Annotated in this window: 15 protein-coding genes and 1 pseudogene; 6 read left to right on the top strand and 10 right to left on the bottom strand. The window is 43.5% G+C overall.

Features of this window, described 5'->3' with window-relative positions; genetic code table 11:
* The first annotated feature begins 22 nt into the window (after positions 1-22).
* Positions 23-664, top strand: a complete 642-nt coding sequence (locus P4S59_RS09075) for an outer membrane beta-barrel protein (protein WP_337168271.1) — start codon at positions 23-25, stop codon at positions 662-664.
* Between the two features lie 87 nt (positions 665-751).
* On the opposite strand, the gene P4S59_RS09070 is transcribed toward P4S59_RS09075, so the two are convergent.
* From P4S59_RS09070 to P4S59_RS09060, 3 genes are all read right to left on the bottom strand, one after another.
* The gene (locus tag P4S59_RS09070) at positions 752-1,942 is read right to left on the bottom strand and encodes an amino acid aminotransferase (protein ID WP_337168270.1); all 1,191 of its coding nucleotides are present in this window, start codon (positions 1,940-1,942) and stop codon (positions 752-754) included.
* Positions 1,943-2,273: 331 nt separating this feature from the next.
* Positions 2,274-2,573 (bottom strand): hypothetical protein, encoded by a 300-nt coding sequence (locus P4S59_RS09065; protein ID WP_074191498.1) that lies wholly within the window; start codon positions 2,571-2,573, stop codon positions 2,274-2,276.
* Positions 2,574-2,808: 235 nt separating this feature from the next.
* Positions 2,809-3,039, bottom strand: coding sequence for a hypothetical protein (locus tag P4S59_RS09060; protein WP_005396877.1), 231 nt, complete (start codon positions 3,037-3,039; stop codon positions 2,809-2,811).
* Between the two features lie 259 nt (positions 3,040-3,298).
* Here P4S59_RS09060 and P4S59_RS09055 point away from each other — a divergent pair, with 259 nt between their 5' ends.
* A complete protein-coding gene (locus tag P4S59_RS09055) occupies positions 3,299-4,720 on the top strand; it encodes an aminotransferase-like domain-containing protein (RefSeq protein ID WP_337168269.1) in 1,422 nt (473 codons plus the stop codon).
* Positions 4,721-4,826: 106 nt separating this feature from the next.
* Entirely contained in the window at positions 4,827-5,045 is a 219-nt protein-coding gene (locus tag P4S59_RS09050; RefSeq protein WP_012841649.1) for a hypothetical protein, read from the top strand.
* 101 nt (positions 5,046-5,146) lie between these two features.
* Here the strand turns inward: P4S59_RS09050 and asnS are convergent, their stop codons facing one another.
* Positions 5,147-6,547 carry an asparagine--tRNA ligase gene (gene asnS / locus P4S59_RS09045; protein ID WP_046876186.1) on the bottom strand — a complete coding sequence of 467 codons (1,401 nt, stop codon included), beginning with the start codon at positions 6,545-6,547 and terminating at the stop codon, positions 5,147-5,149.
* 188 nt (positions 6,548-6,735) lie between these two features.
* Entirely contained in the window at positions 6,736-8,361 is a 1,626-nt protein-coding gene (locus tag P4S59_RS09040; RefSeq protein WP_337168268.1) for a methyl-accepting chemotaxis protein, read from the bottom strand.
* A 292-nt stretch (positions 8,362-8,653) separates the two neighbouring features.
* Here P4S59_RS09040 and queD point away from each other — a divergent pair, with 292 nt between their 5' ends.
* Entirely contained in the window at positions 8,654-9,016 is a 363-nt protein-coding gene (gene queD / locus P4S59_RS09035; protein WP_005376896.1) for a 6-carboxytetrahydropterin synthase QueD, read from the top strand.
* Positions 9,017-9,106: 90 nt separating this feature from the next.
* Here queD and P4S59_RS09030 read toward each other — a convergent pair whose 3' ends face one another.
* From P4S59_RS09030 to P4S59_RS09010, 5 genes and pseudogenes are all read right to left on the bottom strand, one after another.
* Positions 9,107-9,574, bottom strand: a complete 468-nt coding sequence (locus tag P4S59_RS09030; protein WP_257896790.1) for a GNAT family N-acetyltransferase — start codon at positions 9,572-9,574, stop codon at positions 9,107-9,109.
* Between the two features lie 94 nt (positions 9,575-9,668).
* Positions 9,669-11,379, bottom strand: a pseudogene (tpdA, locus tag P4S59_RS09025) (cyclic di-GMP phosphodiesterase TpdA).
* A 210-nt stretch (positions 11,380-11,589) separates the two neighbouring features.
* Entirely contained in the window at positions 11,590-12,951 is a 1,362-nt protein-coding gene (locus tag P4S59_RS09020; protein ID WP_005396900.1) for an L-serine ammonia-lyase, read from the bottom strand.
* A 98-nt stretch (positions 12,952-13,049) separates the two neighbouring features.
* On the bottom strand, positions 13,050-14,303 hold the full coding sequence (locus P4S59_RS09015) for an aromatic amino acid transport family protein (RefSeq protein ID WP_005396901.1): 1,254 nt from the start codon (positions 14,301-14,303) through the stop codon (positions 13,050-13,052).
* 344 nt (positions 14,304-14,647) lie between these two features.
* A complete protein-coding gene (locus tag P4S59_RS09010; RefSeq protein ID WP_005396902.1) occupies positions 14,648-15,247 on the bottom strand; it encodes a CoA pyrophosphatase in 600 nt (199 codons plus the stop codon).
* Positions 15,248-15,489: 242 nt separating this feature from the next.
* Here P4S59_RS09010 and P4S59_RS09005 point away from each other — a divergent pair, with 242 nt between their 5' ends.
* Positions 15,490-16,029 carry a heme NO-binding domain-containing protein gene (locus tag P4S59_RS09005; RefSeq protein ID WP_199804000.1) on the top strand — a complete coding sequence of 180 codons (540 nt, stop codon included), beginning with the start codon at positions 15,490-15,492 and terminating at the stop codon, positions 16,027-16,029.
* A gap of 7 nt (positions 16,030-16,036) precedes the next feature.
* Positions 16,037-17,737, top strand: coding sequence for an ATP-binding protein (locus P4S59_RS09000; protein WP_337168267.1), 1,701 nt, complete (start codon positions 16,037-16,039; stop codon positions 17,735-17,737).
* Positions 17,738-17,829 lie beyond the last annotated feature (92 nt).

The raw sequence follows: 17,829 nt of genomic DNA, 5'->3' as shown, positions 1-17,829 counted from the left end.
AATTCTCATGAAAGGAAGTCGAATGGTGAGAAGTTTATTGCTTGCGTCTTTAGCTGCTTTGCCAGCAGTAACTAGCGCGGCGGTCATGGACCAAGCAGAAAAATTTGGGTATGAACACATTCACCTGGATGTGGGTGCCGGAACCACAAATGAAGAGTGGTTAGATAATTCGAACGCGACCACAATTGGGCTCGGTGGTAATTACTTATTTACTGAGAACTGGTTGTTTAATGTCGATTACTCGGCGCAGTTTTTCCATCCGGACGACTTTACTCTTCGCATTGACCGTTTGTTGTTTGGTGGTGGTTATCGTTATGGGATTACGGATCAATTCGATATCTACGGTAAATATGGAATAGGTGCAATCAAAGCGAAAGCGACGGACGACAAAACGGATAATACGTTGTCTTCAGATAGCGAATTGCTTCAAGCTGTCACCGTTGGGGTGAATTACTTATTCAGTGAAAAACTTATTGCGACGGCCGAGGTGGAAGTTAACCGCAGTGATATCGTCGATGAGAACCATTTTAAGATAGGTTTTAACTACCAATGGCATGATGTTATTGGTACTGGTCTTTTTTATCAGTTTAGAGATACCGATTACAGCGGTGAGAGCTCTGATTATGTCAATGAAGTGGGACTGAGTTTGAAGTTTGTCTACTAGCGGACTGGTTCATTTATTGGCAATAAATAAAAACAAAAAGGTCAGCTTATGCTGACCTTTCCTTTTAATAAAGTATGCGACTATCGATTATAAAACCGCTGCAATGCCTTTACATAGAGGGCCCATATTTGACTTCGTCATACCAGCAACACTGATTCGGCCTGAACCGACGATGTAAATACCGAACTCTTCTTTCAGACGGTTTACTTGCTCTTTAGATAGGCCAGAGAAAGAGAACATACCATTTTGACGTTCGATGAAGCTAAAGTCTGCGTCCACACCTTCTGATTTTAGTGTCGCTACAAATAGTTCACGCATCTCTTGGATACGGTCACGCATTTCTGCTACTTCAGCTTCCCATTCCGCACGCATTTCGGCGTTGCCAAGAATGTGAGTCACGACCGCGCTGCCGTGCGCAGGTGGGTTAGAGTAGATAGAGCGAATAATGGCTTTAACTTGCGAAAATGCGGTTGTTGCGACTTTTTCTGATTCCGCTACTAACGTGAAGGCACCAACGCGTTCGTTGTATAGGCCAAAGTTTTTCGAGAACGAGCTCGCGACTAGGATTTCTTTGTTGTACTTAGCAAAAGTACGAAGACCCGCTGCATCCTCTTCCACGCCTTTAGCAAAGCCTTGGTATGCGAAGTCAAATAGAGGAAGCAATTTCTTCTCTGCGACTAGTTTCGCCAATGTTTCCCATTCTTCAGCAGTTGGATCGATACCAGTAGGGTTGTGGCAGCAGCCGTGTAGAAGCACGATGTCACCTTCAGACGCAGATTGCAGATCGTTTAGCATTGCATCGAAGTCTTTGTCTTTTGTTTCAGCGTTGTAGTAGCTGTATTGTGCCGTTTCGATACCAGCAGCAGTAAATACGCCGTTGTGGTTTGCCCAAGTAGGGTTGCTGATCCAGATTTTTACATCGCCAAGTTGGCGTTTAATGAACTCACCAGCAACACGTAATGCACCAGTACCACCTGGAGCTTGAGCTGTTTTAGCGCGTTTTTCGTTTACAATTTCTGCATCAGAGCCGAAAAGCAGTTTTTGTACTGCAATGCCGTACTCTGCTGTGCCTTCGATAGTTAGGTAAGACTTGGTTTTTTCAGTTTCAACAAGCGCTGCTTCAGCTTTCTTTACTGTTGCAAGAACGGGAGTTTCGCCTTGCTCGTTTTTGTAAATACCTACGCCAAGGTTAATTTTGTCTGCGCGAGTATCTTTTTTAAACTCTTCAGTAAGGCCAAGAATAGGGTCAGCCGGAGCGGCAACTACTTTTTCAAACATAATCTTCATCCATGTTAATCGAAGGGGTGTGCTAACATTTATACCTTTCAGCAATATTGGTTACAACCGTTACTGAAAAGAAAACCTAAAAAAGTTGCGATTTGAAACAGAATTCTAACATAACTAAAGTTTTTGCCATGAAAACGTTTGGTAGGCACAGAGTTTGAAGGGGGTTTATACCATGGTTGATGAAGTTTTGTTCACGTACCAATCGTTTGACTTCAGTGCTTTGCATTAGTGATTTACGTGGAGTGGCGGTTACTAGTTGAGACAAAAACGCCCCACTAAAGGTGGAGCGTTTGCTTGTAAGAAGTATAGATGTCGGCTGATGTTATTTCTTCAGATCGATTTCAGACTCAACCGCATTGGTTTCGATGTCTGGGTTAGAAGAAAGCTTCTCAGTCGCCCAGTCGTTCATATGCTTTAAGATTGCTTTTAACGCGTGCTTCTCTGTTGGGACTTCCGCTTTTTCGACGTCAAGCTTTTGTTTCGGGTGTGTGCCCGTCGCATCTTCCGCTACGTGTAGCCAATCTGGGTGCCAATAATAAGGTTGGCCGGAAGGTGAACTCCAAGAATGTACGCCGTTGGATTCACCTTTGTATTTAATGTCTTCTTCGTTGTATTTCGCCATTATTGTTTTCTCTCATAATCCATGAGTTGAGGTGTGCATCACCATTACTATCTAAATGTAACAGATGTAATGAAAATTAATGTGATAACTATCGACTTATTTTGTCATTCGATAGCTACAGACGATGCGTACTTCTCATTCAGAAGAATTTATTATTTGGCAGGTTTTGGCTTTATTTGCGTTTAAAGCATACGACGATGGATTCCGCTATTCTTGAACGGTGATAGAGCCTAAGCTACTCGTCATTCAAGTGTTTGAGAATCGCCGCTTTTGCATGCTCTTCTGTCGCTGCTTCTCCGTCAGGGACTTCAAGGTCAGCCTTTTTGTGTTCACCCAAAGCATCTTCAGCGATATGCAACCAATCAGGATGCCAGTAATAAGGGGTTGTGCCGCCAGGATGGTCCCAGCTATGTACACCTTTATGTTTCCCGCGATAAGAGAGATCGTCCATTGTAAATACTTTCATCGCTTCCTCCCGACTTAAAAGATAGATGTCTAAGTGGACTTTACACTCTCAGCTCTGTGGAATGCCTTGCTTTTCGGACAAGGCAAAGATCTAAGACCACTCGGACGTATCAGTAAAAGTATGGAACATAAATTCTCACTTCGTCGTCGAAATTGCTATTAACAAGCTTGATAAATTACGTTGCTAAATTGACTACTGCCATATCAGAATGCTGGCGCGAAGTATGCTATGGTGCGGCTGCAAGTGAAATGAGGGATACATGAATCGATACCGTCAATTGGCCGAATTGTTTAAGGCACAAATTCAGCAAGATACTTGGAGAGCAGGGGAGAAGCTGCCTTCAATACGCGTCACCAGCCGCAATCATTCCGTAAGTGCAGGTACGGTATTACAAGCCTATCAATTGCTAGAGGCGCAAGGTTGGGTGATAGCAAAGCCTCAATCTGGTTACTATGTGACTGCCGATCTTGAACGTCTCACGAATACGAATGGAATTAAAAGCAACAATACACCATGCACCAAGTTGAATGATGAGCTGTATTCGTTTTTGAAGCACCAAGCAACATCGGATGTTGTTCATTTAGGCTCGGCGTTTCCGGATCCGTGTTTGTTTCCTTTGGAGTCGCTTAACCGTAATTTGGCCAGCTCGGGACGAAAAATGGGGCCGGATAAGTTGCTAGACAACCTACCTCCTGGTGCTGAGTCGTTAAGGCGACTCGTCGCTCAGAGGTATATTCATCATGGGATATCACTAACCCATGATGATGTGGTTATTACTTCCGGTGCGCTAGAAGCATTGAACTTGAGTTTGCAAGCGGTCACCCGACCAGGTGATACTGTCGTTGTCGAATCCCCAACGTTTTATGGCGCACTTCAAGCGGTAGAACGGTTAGGTCTCAAGGCTATTGAAATCAGTGTCGATGATGATAGTGGGCATTCGCTTGAACAAATCGAAGCAGCTTTTGCCAATGAAGATGTTCGGGCTTGTTGGTTAATGACGAACTTTCATAATCCAACCGGGGCTTCTTTGTCTGATGAACACAAACGATACATTGTTGAGTTAGCCAATCGATATGATGTGTATCTCATCGAAGACGATGTGTACTCTGAGCTGTATTTTTCTGACAAAAGGCCGAACTCATTAAAGACCTTTGATGAGCAAGAGCGTGTCCTTCATTGTGGTTCTTTTTCTAAGAGTTTATGCCCTGGATATCGCTTGGGTTGGGTGGTGAATAAGCGTTTTAACGAGACTATTCAAAAGCTCCAGTTAATATCGACATTGTCTGGGAGTGCCCCTATTCAGCAGGGGGTTGCACATTACTTACAAAACGACAGTTACGACAACCACCTGAGAAAGCTGCGTAAGACACTGCAACACCGTCAAGCTGACTTCGTGGATTTACTCGCAAAGCACATACCTAAAGAGGTTACCTATCAACGTCCTGATGGTGGTTACTTTCTTTGGCTGAAATTGCCAGATGGAATATCAAGTAAAGCGGTATATCAAGCACTATTGTCTGAGCAGGTTACTGTCGCTTATGGCAAACTCTTTTCGATAAGTGATCAATACGAAAACTATTTAAGACTGAATACATCGCTTCCTTTAGAAACGAGTTTAGAACGTGCTATCAAAAGGTTAGGTGATTTGCTTCGCGAATTACTCAGAATTGAAACTCATTAAACTGCTTAGTGTTTTTTTGCTCCAACTGTATCAGCGCCATTTTTGCAAATTGTGCTTCAATCATTATTCAGGTCGAAAGACCTTGGATGATTAAGCAGGATTTAAGATGAAAAAGCAGTTGGTTAAGCATGAGTTAAGGTTAATCGCCGTTGCTATTTTTAGTGCGTTTTTACTGGTATTTGCGCATCTCATTTTGGCGAAATCTTTCTCTCATATGGCATGGACAGAGTACACCGCGGCCGTGATCCCTTTCGTAATGTTTGGCTTATGTATTGTGGGCGTAAAGTACGCTGAAAAAGCGGACAGAGATAAGGAAGAAGACTAACTCAAGCTTGAGTTACTTAGCAGATGGTATTGACGGTTGAGCACAAAATAAAAGACCTCCACTAGGGAGGTCTTTTCTAATTCTGTCTCACTAAAAAGTGATTAGAAGTTCGCAGAGCGAGGCGTACGTGGGAATGGGATCACGTCACGAACGTTGCCCATGCCTGTTACGTAAGATACTAGACGCTCAAAGCCTAGACCAAAGCCTGCGTGTGGCACTGTGCCGTAACGACGCAAGTCGCGATACCAGCTCATGTGCTCAGGGTCGATACCCATTTCGCGCATACGTGCATCCAGTACGTCTAGACGCTCTTCACGCTGAGAACCACCGATGATTTCACCGATGCCAGGTGCTAGAACGTCCATTGCCGCTACCGTCTTACCATCATCGTTCATACGCATGTAGAATGCTTTGATGTCTTTCGGGTAGTTCTTAACGATTACCGGCGCTTTGAAGTGCTCTTCCGCTAGGAAACGCTCGTGCTCAGATGACATATCGATACCCCACTCAACTGGGAATTCGAACTCACGGCCAGAATCCAACAGGATTTGGATCGCGTCAGTGTAGTCAACTTGTGCGAAGTCAGAAGAAACAAAGTTCTCTAGACGGCTAACGGCTTCTTTGTCGATGCGCTGAGCAAAGAACTCAAGGTCGTCGCGACGCTCTTCAAGTACTGCTTTGAATACGTACTTAAGCATGTCTTCAGCCAGTTTCGCAACGTCGTCCAGTTCTGCAAACGCAACTTCAGGCTCAACCATCCAGAACTCTGCTAGGTGGCGGCTTGTGTTTGAGTTTTCAGCACGGAAAGTAGGGCCGAAAGTGTAAACCTTACTTAGTGCACAAGCGTAAGCTTCCGCGTTTAGCTGACCAGATACCGTAAGGAAAGTTTCTTTACCGAAGAAGTCTTCGTTGTAGTCTACTTTGCCAGCGTCTGTACGAGGTAGGTTTTCCATGTCTAGCGTAGAAACGCGGAACATTTCACCAGCGCCTTCAGCATCTGAGGCAGTGATCAACGGCGCAGATACCCAGAAGTAACCTTGCTCGTGGTAGAAGCGGTGGATCGCTTGAGATAGGCAGTTACGTACACGTGCTACCGCACCGATTACGTTTGTGCGCGGACGTAGGTGCGCTACTTCACGTAGGTACTCAATAGAGTGACGAGTTTTTGCCATCGGGTAAGTTTCTGCGTCTTCAACCCAACCAACCACTTTAACGCCAGTGGCAGCAAGTTCGAAGTCTTGGCCCTTTGCAGGAGATTCAACAATCTTACCAGTTACTTCAACAGAGCAGCCAGTCGTTAGCTTTAGTACTTCGTCTTCGTAATTATTAAGATTATTTGGGACCACGGCCTGAATCGGGTCGAAACAAGAGCCGTCATATATGGCAAGGAAAGAGATTCCAGCTTTGGAATCACGACGTGAACGGATCCAGCCACGAACAGTCACTTCGCTGTCTACTGCTAGCTGACCTTTCAATACGTCTGATACAGGCGCGTAAGTCATGTTTTCAATATTCTCCATTGAGGTAAAAATTCAACCCAACACTTATTAAAGTACTTGTCTAATAACATTTTTGTTCAAAAAACAAGCTAAGTGCTGAGTTGGGTAGCATTTTACAGATTCAACGAGACATATTACCTGTCAATTCGCTCGCATCAACCTTTATATTCATTTTGATGGGGAGAATCTCTCTATTTATTCACTCTTTGATGCTCTGAAAGTGTGAATTGGTTAAGTAATTGCTCTAGACGTTCGGATAGATGCTCTAAATCAACACTAATATCACGCGTGTGCGATGCTGATTGCGATGTGTCGTCAGCATGCAGTGTGATCACATCAATTTTGGATTGAATACGCTGACTGACGTCGGATGTGGTTTGCGTCTGGCTTTGAATGTTTTCCGCATGTTTCAGAACTTGATGCATTTCATCGACAACGTTATGCATCGTGACTGAAAGTGTCTCGACATCGACGGAACGTTGGTGAGCAAACTGGCAGACAGTATCCACAGAGGCTAAGGACTCTTCACTCCCTTGCTGGAATTGAGAAATGATATGCTCAATGTTGCCTGTGGCTTCGGCGGTCCGAGAAGCTAGGTTACGCACTTCCTCCGCGACGACGGCAAAACCGCGTCCTTGCTCTCCGGCTCGGGCGGCTTCAATTGCAGCATTCAACGCGAGCAGGTTGGTTTGTTCTGCAATGCCTTTAATGACCCCAAGAATTGATGATACTTCTTCGGTTCTTTGGTTTAACGAACTGATTTTTTCCCGTACGCCGTCAATATTGCTCACCAAGTGTTTGATGTCTTCGCTCACGCTGTGTGCTTGGCTTGCGCTGTGAGTAGCAACATCAACGGTGTGGTTGACTAGAGCTGTAGCGTTATTGGTCGAGTCTTCAACGGCGGTTTGTTGCTGCAACATGTCGGTAATGTTGCTTTGTACGTCACTGGTTTCCAATTGTTGATTATTGGCCGCTTTGTCTGTTGATTGTGCAACATCCGTTAACTGACTGGCTGAATTGGCAAGAGAGTGGGAGGTGTCTTGTACACGCTCTAAACTCTCGGATACCGTATCCATAAACGAATTAATCGCGGTAGAAAGTTGGCCTACCTCATCTTTTTGGTGATGAACAAGTCGTTGAGATAGATCTTTACTATGGCTCACATTCGCCATGAATTGCGACGTTTTTTGTATTGGGCGAACAATGATCTTACGAATCAAACTCATCGTTATAATAAAACCAACAAACGCGATAACGGCCATTATTCCCATCGCAAACATTGCCTGTTTATTGATCATTGAATTGACGTGGTTCATGTTGTATTCCAAACGAATTGCGCCCAATACTTCGCCTTCTGGTGCTACATGGCAAGAAACGCAGTTGGTGCCACGATAATTTTCGCTTGATTTCATTGGTAGCGCGACAACCAGTCCGTTCCCCCAATCGGCTGAAATTGGCTCAATGACCAGTTCGCCATTTAAAGCTCGTTGGTCAATATCATCGACCGGTTGTTGGTTTACTTGTCCTGGTCCGTAAAGCTTGATTACGGTATCGGCCCGCAACACGCGAACTTCTTCAATCCCTTCTTGAGCGAGTGCTTTTTTTCGCAAAGTTTCTTTTTGCGACATGGTGCCTGTTAGCATCATCATGTTTAGGCTATCGAAGTAATTACTAGCCTTATCATGAAGCTGTTCACTGAGAACATCATTGATTAAGGTTTTTTGTTGATGGTATTGATAAGCCGTAGAGGCAGCCAGAACACAGCTGAAGACGGCAATTAACGCGAGCAAGAGCTTAAAAGTGATAGTTGAGCGCATAAATTTATAAGTGTAATTGGAACGAACTGCACAATCTTAATGTGCACAAATGCGCACTGCGAACAACGAAATGAATGATTGTGACCCCACTCATGTTGGGGATATGTAATTGTGATGTGAGTGCTGTGTAATCAAATGTTTGGCGCATGACAGAAATACGACGATCAGGACAAAGGTTTAATTATTTTCGCTGAGAACAAACGGCGTTTTGCTACGCTTGTATTGAGTAGCACTTGTCTGTTGGCAGTGAATTCCTTAGTATTGCGTGTCTTTTTAAAGCCTGAGAATCAAGATGAAAACAGAATTGTACAAAGAGTTTATGTTCGAAGCGGCACATCACTTGCCACATGTACCTGAAGGCCATAAGTGTGGTCGTTTGCATGGACACTCTTTCTTAGTTCGTCTTTATGTAGAAGGTGAGGTAGACCCGCATACTGGTTGGGTAGTGGATTTCGCTGAAATCAAAGCGGCATTCAAACCAATTTACAATCGTTTAGACCATTATTACCTGAACGACATTGAAGGTTTGGAGAATCCGACGAGCGAGGTGCTAGCAAAATGGATTTGGCAACAGCTTAAGCCAAGTTTACCGTTGCTAAGCAAAGTTGAAATCAAAGAAACGTGCACAGCCGGTTGTATTTACAAAGGTGAATAAGTCACTTTTTATTGAGCATTGAAGACAAAGGCAAGCCATGAGCTTGCCTTTGTTGTATCTGGATATTCCCTATTTTTTATACTTTTCTTGCTAGCTCAGTGGATGACGTAAAATCCACTCTTTTTCGTTCTCACCAAACGTTGTTTTCTCTGTATTGATGAATCCACACGCATCAAGAAAACTGATAGCGTATTGCTGACTCTGTGGCACAGTGACGCAAAGATAGGTGCTTTCAGGGTCAATGGTATACGCGTAAACGAACAGTTTGCGTAACGCTTCACTCCCAACCCCTTGGCGTTGGAAACGTCGATCAACCATCAAGTACTTGAGCCCCAGTTCGTGCCTTTTGGCAAAGGGCGCATGTTGGGAGAAGCCTTTATCGATAACAAGATAGCCAACTAATAGATCGTCAGAATAAATCGTAAAGAACGCTTCAGACTTATTGCGTTTTTGATAAGCCACTTCAAACGGCGTAGAAAATCCTTTCTGCTCTTCCTGCACATCCAATTGCATCAAACTCGAAAAATCTTTCAGTTTGGTGGGTTTAATAGCAATCATCGTTCAACCACAAATTGGCGGCATATCCTCATGCCGCCACGAACTTTAATAGAGTATTCCCTCTAGTTTAAGTAACTCACGAGGTTAAGAAAAGCTAGAAATGCAGAGGATAATAATAACCTTGGTGAATATAAGCACCTAATGTTGTGAGTAAGTGAGCGCTATCGGCGGTTTCTACGCCTTCAACAATGACGGTACACCGATACGTATTTCCCATGGCGATTAACTGACGCAACGTTTCCACTTTCTTATCGTCCGACTTTAAACCAATCACAAACTCCCGATCTATTTTCAAATAATCTGGATTGATTTTACTGATGAGCGACACGTTGTTGTTGCCAGTGCCAAAGTCATCGATACTGATTTTACAATCCAGTGCTTTTAGTTTCGCGACATTGCCATAAATCTCGGAGGTATAGTACATCGATGCATTTTCCGTGATTTCAATCGTCAGTAAACGACAATCTCGGTTAGATAGTTCTCTGTGTAGGATTGAAAAGTTGCGTCCTCGCAGCAAAGAAGGACAAATATTGATGCTGATAGGAATAGGCAACGCTTTGTGCTTAGTATAGATGGACTCTATCACCAGTAAGGTATGAGTAAGGAGCAGCCCATTTCGGATCAGTGTCTCAATAAACCGTTGCGTATTTTTTACCTTAAACCGCGAGAGCGCTTCGTAATGCACAATCTTTTGCGCTGAAGTGTCATAAATCGGCTCCAGTTTGATTTTAAATTGTCGAATTGCACACAAATAAGCCATAAAGGCTTGTAGGGAGCGATGACGCAGTATTATGAGAAACAGCAAGCTTAATAAAATGATGCTTTGAAACGGTCCAGAGATGTAATACACCTCTTTATAGCCGCTGTTCTTCACGTGATAGTTGAAAAAGCGTTCATTGGTGTTACCAATTTCTAAAGAGGTCCCTGTATTGGTTGATAGCTTCATGCCGGAAAGAAAAAAACGCGAAATATGATTTTCAACGTTGTCGGATAAGTTAATGTTTTTGACACGAACCAAAACGGTCGCGTTATTCAAGTCAAATGATTGGGTCGTATAATTGCTATTATTACTCCACTCTTCAAATGCTTTTTTGCTGACAGGGACAACGGTTTCGGGGGTGACTAAACACCGGATATTGAAACGGTCCAGCATCATGCTCGATTCGACCAGCTTTACATTATCAAAGAGCGACTTCAATTCTCTTTCATCAGCAAAGCAGCTCTTTTGGGAAAGGTTCTCTGCAATTTCGAAGGCGTTATCCAGATAATTATGTTTCACAATGCTGTTTATCGCGTAGTAACAGATGGCAAAGAAAATGATCGCTGTGAGCAACACGACCCACAGCGTATCTGAATAGATCTTTTTATTACGCAGACAAATACGAAGGGCTTTGCCAAGGCTGTTTGTTGTGTATTGATCTTGTGTTGATGGTCGATGCCATTCTGATGGTTGTTTTGCATAGTAAAAGGGATGAAGTATCCGGTCCGGTGAATATTTTCGATAATATTTTTTTTGTGGTTACGTGTTCTTCCGTGAGCTTGCGAAATTTCTTTCTTAGAGCGGCCACCGCGTTTTTAAAGCCATTTTCAGGCAGTGTCATTTTGTATTGTTGAGTGATTTTGCTTTCTATCAATCGCTGGCTAATTGGCGTATTTAAGCTGCCGTATTTGGCGATGGTTGACAGAATGGCGTACTCATTTGGGTTGACAGGAATGGAGTGGTGGAGTGATTGATTGAGCTCTAAAGATATTTCGTTTTCGGACAAGCAAACGCAGATTTGGTTTCCAATTTCAAACCTAATCATGTGTTGGTGTGCTCCAAGTTTAATTTTTGGCTACGTTATCAATAAAGCTAGGAGAGGGATGTGATTTTTTACGGGGATATCCATAATATTTGGATATATTCAAGGTTTTAGGTTTTTTTATGCTGGGTGTGACAACTCATTATTCATGGTTAATGAAGTATAAAAAACCCGAGCAGTGGCTCGGGTTTCGTCGATATTCAGCAAGGCTTATTAACAGATAACTTTTACTGCTAGGCCGCCTTGAGAAGTCTCACGGTATTTCGCGTTCATGTCTTTACCTGTCTCTAGCATTGTTTCGATAACTTTATCTAGAGAAACAGTAGGAGCAGAAGAACGACGCAGTGCCATACGAGTTGAGTTGATTGCTTTTACAGCTGCAATACCATTACGCTCGATACATGGAACCTGAACCTGACCTGCAACCGGGTCGCAAGTTAGACCTAGGTTGTGCTCCATCGCAATTTCAGCCGCCATACATACTTGCTCTGGGCTACCACCCATAAGCTCAGCAAGGCCAGCTGCTGCCATAGAACATGCCACGCCAACTTCGCCCTGACAGCCAACTTCTGCACCAGAGATAGACGCGTTACGCTTGTAAAGGCCGCCAATTGCACCAGAAGCTGCGAAGTAACGGATGTAGTCTTTCTCAGTTACGGTTTGAATAAACTTGTCATAGTAAGCCAGTACCGCAGGGATGATGCCGCATGCACCGTTAGTCGGCGCAGTTACAACACGACCACCTGCTGCGTTCTCTTCGTTTACTGCAAAAGCAAACATGTTTACCCAGTCAACAACAGACATTGGATCGTTCGTTGTTTTTTCAGAAGTAAGCAGTTGCTGACGAAGTGCTGCTGCACGACGAGGCACGCGTAGTGGACCAGGCAGAATGCCTTCTTCGTTCATACCGCGATCCATACATTCGCGCATTGTGCGCCAGATGTTTGCGAAGTAAGTACGAGTTTCTTCGTCAGAATGAAGCGCATGTTCATTTTTCATGGTTAGCGCACTGATAGACAGGCCGCTTTCATGACATTGCTTTACAAGCTCTTCTGCCGTTGTAAACGGGTAAGGAACTTTTACTGGATTCTCAACTTCTTTACCGAAGTTTTCTTCATCAACGATGAAACCACCGCCGATAGAGTAGTAAGTTTTTGAGTACGCTTTTTCGTCATCAATCCAAGCGTGGATTTGCATGCCGTTTTCGTGTAACTCAAGGTTTGTTTTGTGGAAGTTCATTCCACCTTCACGTGGGAACGATACTGTGTGACAGTGCATGCCAACAGGAAGGCGTTCAGTTTCTTCTACGCGAGCGATAAAGCCCGGGATAGAATCGATATCAACTTTCTCAGGAGTGTTGCCTGCAAGACCCATGATGATAGCAATATCTGTGTGGTGACCTTTCCCTGTCAGTGATAGTGATCCATAAACGTCAACGGTGATTTTAGTGATGTCGCGCAGTTTTCCCATTGCGCGAAGATCATCAATAAACTCTTTACCCGCTTTCATTGGGCCTACAGTGTGTGAGCTTGAAGGTCCAACACCGATTTTATAGATATCAAAAACACTAATCATATCGATTACCTCAGAAGAAAGCCTCCCAAGGGGAGTTGGGAGGCTTAATTTTATCGTTATATTTTTGGATTAATCATACCGTGCTAGGGCAGGGATGATTAAAGAGCGCCGTAGATTACAGAACTAATGGCAGCAAGACCACAGATTGCTGTGAAAATTTGCACAGGTGCTGAAGTTTTGTACTTAGCCATCGCTGGAACTTTTTGCATTGCGAAGATAGGCATCAAGAATAGGATTGCCGCAATCATCGGTGCGCCCATTGTTTCAATCATACCTAGGATGCTTGGGTTAACGATAGCAACGATCCAAGTTGTGATTACGATGAAGATAAGAGACATCTTCTCGATCTTGCTTACTGGCGATTTTGAACGAGATTTCACTAGACCAACTAGACCTTCATGCGCACCTAGGAAGTGGCCGAAGTAGCTAGAAGTGATAGCCGCGAAAGCAACCAGTGGACCTAAGTAAGAGATCAGTGGAGACTCATGAACGTTTGCTAGGTAAGAAAGAACAGAGATGTTTTGCTCTTGTGCTGTTGCTAGTTGCTCTGGAGACAGAGAAAGTACAACAGAGAAAACGAAGAACATTACAAAGCCCATTAGCATCATCGCTGCGCCACCAGTGATAGCGTCAGTTTTCTTAACTGCGTCATCACCGTATACACGACGTTGTTCTTTAGAGAACTGAGAAATGATTGGGCTGTGGTTGAAAGAGAACACGATAACAGGGATTGCTAGCCATACGATAGCTGGCATTGCACCCCAGTCAGGTGATACTTCCATCATTGAAGTGTTCCAACCAGGAATTAGGTACACAGACAGCGCTAGTAGGATGAACACTAGAGGGTAAACCATCGCTGAAGTTGCTTTCAGCATAAGCTCTTTACCGAACACTACGCCCGCTGTCATTGCAGCGATAAGTGCACCGGAAAGTAGCCAGCGAGGAATAGATTCCATACCCATTTGGTTAACTAGGAAAGAGTCAACCGTGTTTGTGATACCAACACCGTAGATAAGTACGATTGGGTAGATAGCGAAGAAGTAAGCGAACGTAATAAGGTTTGCGCCAGTCTTACCAAAGTGCTCTTCTACTGTGTCAGTGATGTCCGCTTCTGGGTTTTTCGCAGAAAGAACGAAGCGAGCTAAAGATTTGTGTGCGAACCAAGTCATTGGTGCTGCGATTAGGGCTAGGATTACTAATGGCCAAAAGCCACCTGCACCTGCTTTAATAGGAAGGAATAGTACACCGGCACCTACTGCCGTACCAAAAAGGGACAGACACCAGGTAAAGTCTTTGTAAGAAAACTTACTAGACGATTGTGCGGTAGAAACCGCAGAAGTAGTTGTATTCATTTTTTAGTTACTCATTTTGGGAACAGGAAATAAGTCGGGAGTAATTTTGCAAGATTTTACACTAGGAAAATTAGATCTAAATCATTTATTGCTTACGCTTATTGAATGATATGTCAAAAACCTGCTTTTTATCACGAAAATGATGTGCTACTCGTGATTTCTGCTAATGAGTAAAATTAGAAAAACTTATCGATAGGGCTGTTTGTATAAATTTATTTCACCGCAAGCGTTTGCGGTGAAAACGGCAAATTAATCTAATGTGAATGAATGTTTATGAAGCAACGTTTTATTAATATTGATGCGCATGATGATCGCAGCCATAAAAATACCGATATCAGAAGTTTTTAATGTGAAATGATATGTTTTTGCATTGATTCGATGATTTGTGCGGTCATGCCCCAGATGAAATGCTGTCTATATGGGATAGCAAATACACGATGACTGCTGTTTTTTAGGTCAAACTTGGTGCTGTACAACTTTTTCGGATTCAGAATGTGGTTAGCAGGAACTTCAAAAACAGACTCCACCTCATTTGGGTCAATATGCGTTTTATACTCAGGAGAAATAAAGGCCAAAAACGGTGTCACATTAAACTGACTAATCGTTGGCAATGTTGGAAGCTGGCCAAATACATGAATATGTTCATCTTCTATGCCGATCTCTTCTTTGGTTTCTCTTAATGCCGTATTGATTAGATGATGATCTTCCTGCTCAAACTTACCGCCGGGGAAACTGATTTGTCCCGGATGATGACGCAAGTGCGCAGCTCGCTTTGTCAAAATGACCTGTAGCCCCTCCGGGCGTTCTACAAAACCAATTAAGACCGCTGCGTCTCGCAGTGATTTTCCTTTCATCCATTTCAGTCGCGCGAGGGACTCTTTGTGGTAACCCGTTGGAAGCCGAAATTGAAAGTTTTGCAGTAATTGAGTTTTGTCGATAACCAAACCAAATCCTTATTTATTGTGCCTAACCATTATTTATTATACTCAATGGCCGCAAGAGGCGTGGTGCTATCGCCGTTGGTACGGTATTAAAGTATTAGTGCGGCAATACCAAAGCACGTCCATTGGTTCTTTCCCTGCTTTGTGTCGTGTGTCTCACTCTGCTTGGGTATAATAATTTGAAACTTATAAGGTTATAAACCATTCTTTATTTTAAGACGTCACTATAGGGCAAGTATTGACTAATGAAAGGGATTATTTTCACCGAGTTCATGGAGTTAGTGGAAGAGAAGTTTGGTCTCGATGTGTTAGACCAAGTGCTTGACCTTTCTAATGACGAAGGGATTTATACGGCGGTTGGTAGTTACGATCATAAAGACTTGGTTAAATTGATTGTGAATCTCAGTAAAGTATCTGGCATTCCACCTGAACAACTGCAAGAAGTATTTGGAGAGTGCGTTTTTTTGAATTTACTTCGTTCGATTCCTAGTCACGCGAGTTTGCAGCAGTGTGAAACGACATTTCAATTTGTTCGCCATGTTGAAGATTTTATTCATGTCGAGGTCAAAAAGCTCTACCCAGATGCTAGTCCTCCTCAGTTTGATTTTATCAGCGAGACTCAATCAAACATGGTGTTTGATTATCGAAGTGCGCGGTGCATGTCTCACGTATGTTTAGGTCTAATAAAAGGCTGCGCAGCGCACTTTGGTGAAGTTATTCATATAAAACACCAAAACCAGTCAGAAGATGGTAGCCAGGTCCGCTTTTGGTTAGAGGCACAATAAGAACGATATGACAGGAAGTTCCTCGCTAGAAAGGAAACTCAAACGAGAAATCGAATCAAGAAAAGCAGCTGAGCGGTTATTGGAGCAGAAGAGCTTCGAACTTTATGAATCTACTCAACAGCTAAGTGTTGCTTTGAAAAAGCTTGAGTTGAAATCAAAAAAGGATTTACGCAAGTTTGAGTTCGAAGAGAAAGTTGACGCGACGCTGATTAAGTTTGGTCGAACTTTTTTGTCGAGCACGTTTGATGAAGCCATGATTGCCAGTTTTATTGAGCAGCTCACTTCGAACTCAATCATTTCTGCGGCTTACTTACATCTTGATTCCACAAAACTTTCTTCTTTGCGCCGACATCATTTTGGTCATTTACAGCTTCGCCATGAGAATACGATTAAGACTGTCCCCAATTGGCAAGGGGAGAACTTGCATTTGCCTATCATCATTGACAAGCAAACAGTAGGGGAGTTGATCTTCTCTGTTCAGTTGGACCAAATCGATCAGTCGTTTATTTCCAAACAGATGGAGCTGGTATCGGATTTGGTTCATGGGGTCATTGGCCGGCATTTGAGTTTAGAGCGAGAAGTGGAGCTGCGAAAGCGGGCAGAGGAATCGGAAAAAGCGACGAAAGAGTTTGTCGCCATGATTAACCACGAGTTGCGAACACCTCTTAATGGCGTGTTAGGTAGTGCTGAACTACTAAGTCGAACACAGTTAGGTGAAGAGCAACGTCATTACCTAAACAACCTGACTCAATCGGGAGACTTGTTGAGGGTCATCATTAACGATCTTCTCGACTTCAGCAAGATGAATGCCGGTATGATGGAAATCATCGATAAGGTCTTTGCTTGGGAAGAGCTTGAAAAAGCCATCATGGGCGTATTTTCAGCTAAAGCAGCAGAAAAGCGAATTCATTTCTCCATCGATAAAAAGCTCGGTATTCCCGAGTTTTTAGTTGGTGACTTAGAGCGAATTACACAGATCTTGGTCAACTTGGTGGGAAATGCTATTAAGTTTACTCATTTGGGTGGGGTGGTGCTGCGAGTGGAGTGGATAAACGGTATTGCGCATTTTGAGGTTGAAGACACGGGTATTGGCATCCCGATAGAAGCGCAGCCCTCATTATTTGACCCATTTGCGCAAGTAGATCGCTCGGCGAAGCGAAGTTTTGAAGGCTCAGGTTTGGGCCTTGCGATTTGTAAAAATCTAGTGGATTTGATGCAGGGCGAGATTAGCTTTGAAAGTGAAGAACGCAAAGGTACCACCTTTAAAGTCTCTATTCCTCTAAAGGAGGGGCAAGCCCCAGGCGCAGCAGAGGGGGAATTAGCTACCATAGAGCGAAGTGATTTGGCAGGACGCTCAATATTGGTGGTTGATGACATCAGAATGAACCAAGTGATAGTTACTCAAATGCTGAAAAAACTCGACATTACACCTGATTTAAAAGCCAATGGGAAAGAAGCTTTAGAAGCGGTGAAAAACAAAGATTACGAACTAATATTTATGGATTGCCGAATGCCAGAAATGGATGGTTATGAGGCGACGGTGTATCTGAGAGAGCGTGGCTTTACTCTTCCTATTATCGCATTAACCGCTGGCACTACTATCGAAGAGCGTCAAAAGTGTATTGATTCAGGCATGGACGACATCCTCACTAAGCCGTACACCGCAACCGATATTGAACAGATCATGTGTAAGTGGCTTGAGCAGTAGCCGTTGCCTCTTAAAAAACGGATTCTTGTTAGCCAGCGGCTAAAAGCCAAAGTACCTGTAAATAAAACACACAAAAAACGCTCCACACTGGA

This window comes from Vibrio sp. M60_M70 (genome assembly GCF_037162085.1).
GTDB lineage: Bacteria > Pseudomonadota > Gammaproteobacteria > Enterobacterales > Vibrionaceae > Vibrio > Vibrio diabolicus.
This window is presented reverse-complemented; position numbering and strand designations above follow the sequence as displayed.

Excerpts from the sequence above, each read along its gene's own strand:
- P4S59_RS09075 (WP_337168271.1), top strand. The coding sequence starts at position 23 with ATGGTGAGAAGTTTATTGCTTGCGTCTTTAGCTGCTTTGCCAGCAGTA.
- P4S59_RS09070 (WP_337168270.1), bottom strand. The coding sequence starts at position 1,942 with ATGTTTGAAAAAGTAGTTGCCGCTCCGGCTGACCCTATTCTTGGCCTT.
- P4S59_RS09065 (WP_074191498.1), bottom strand. The coding sequence starts at position 2,573 with ATGGCGAAATACAACGAAGAAGACATTAAATACAAAGGTGAATCCAAC.
- P4S59_RS09060 (WP_005396877.1), bottom strand. The coding sequence starts at position 3,039 with ATGAAAGTATTTACAATGGACGATCTCTCTTATCGCGGGAAACATAAA.
- P4S59_RS09055 (WP_337168269.1), top strand. The coding sequence starts at position 3,299 with ATGAATCGATACCGTCAATTGGCCGAATTGTTTAAGGCACAAATTCAG.
- P4S59_RS09050 (WP_012841649.1), top strand. The coding sequence starts at position 4,827 with ATGAAAAAGCAGTTGGTTAAGCATGAGTTAAGGTTAATCGCCGTTGCT.
- asnS (WP_046876186.1), bottom strand. The coding sequence starts at position 6,547 with ATGACTTACGCGCCTGTATCAGACGTATTGAAAGGTCAGCTAGCAGTA.
- P4S59_RS09040 (WP_337168268.1), bottom strand. The coding sequence starts at position 8,361 with ATGCGCTCAACTATCACTTTTAAGCTCTTGCTCGCGTTAATTGCCGTC.
- queD (WP_005376896.1), top strand. The coding sequence starts at position 8,654 with ATGAAAACAGAATTGTACAAAGAGTTTATGTTCGAAGCGGCACATCAC.
- P4S59_RS09030 (WP_257896790.1), bottom strand. The coding sequence starts at position 9,574 with ATGATTGCTATTAAACCCACCAAACTGAAAGATTTTTCGAGTTTGATG.
- P4S59_RS09020 (WP_005396900.1), bottom strand. The coding sequence starts at position 12,951 with ATGATTAGTGTTTTTGATATCTATAAAATCGGTGTTGGACCTTCAAGC.
- P4S59_RS09015 (WP_005396901.1), bottom strand. The coding sequence starts at position 14,303 with ATGAATACAACTACTTCTGCGGTTTCTACCGCACAATCGTCTAGTAAG.
- P4S59_RS09005 (WP_199804000.1), top strand. The coding sequence starts at position 15,490 with ATGAAAGGGATTATTTTCACCGAGTTCATGGAGTTAGTGGAAGAGAAG.
- P4S59_RS09000 (WP_337168267.1), top strand. The coding sequence starts at position 16,037 with ATGACAGGAAGTTCCTCGCTAGAAAGGAAACTCAAACGAGAAATCGAA.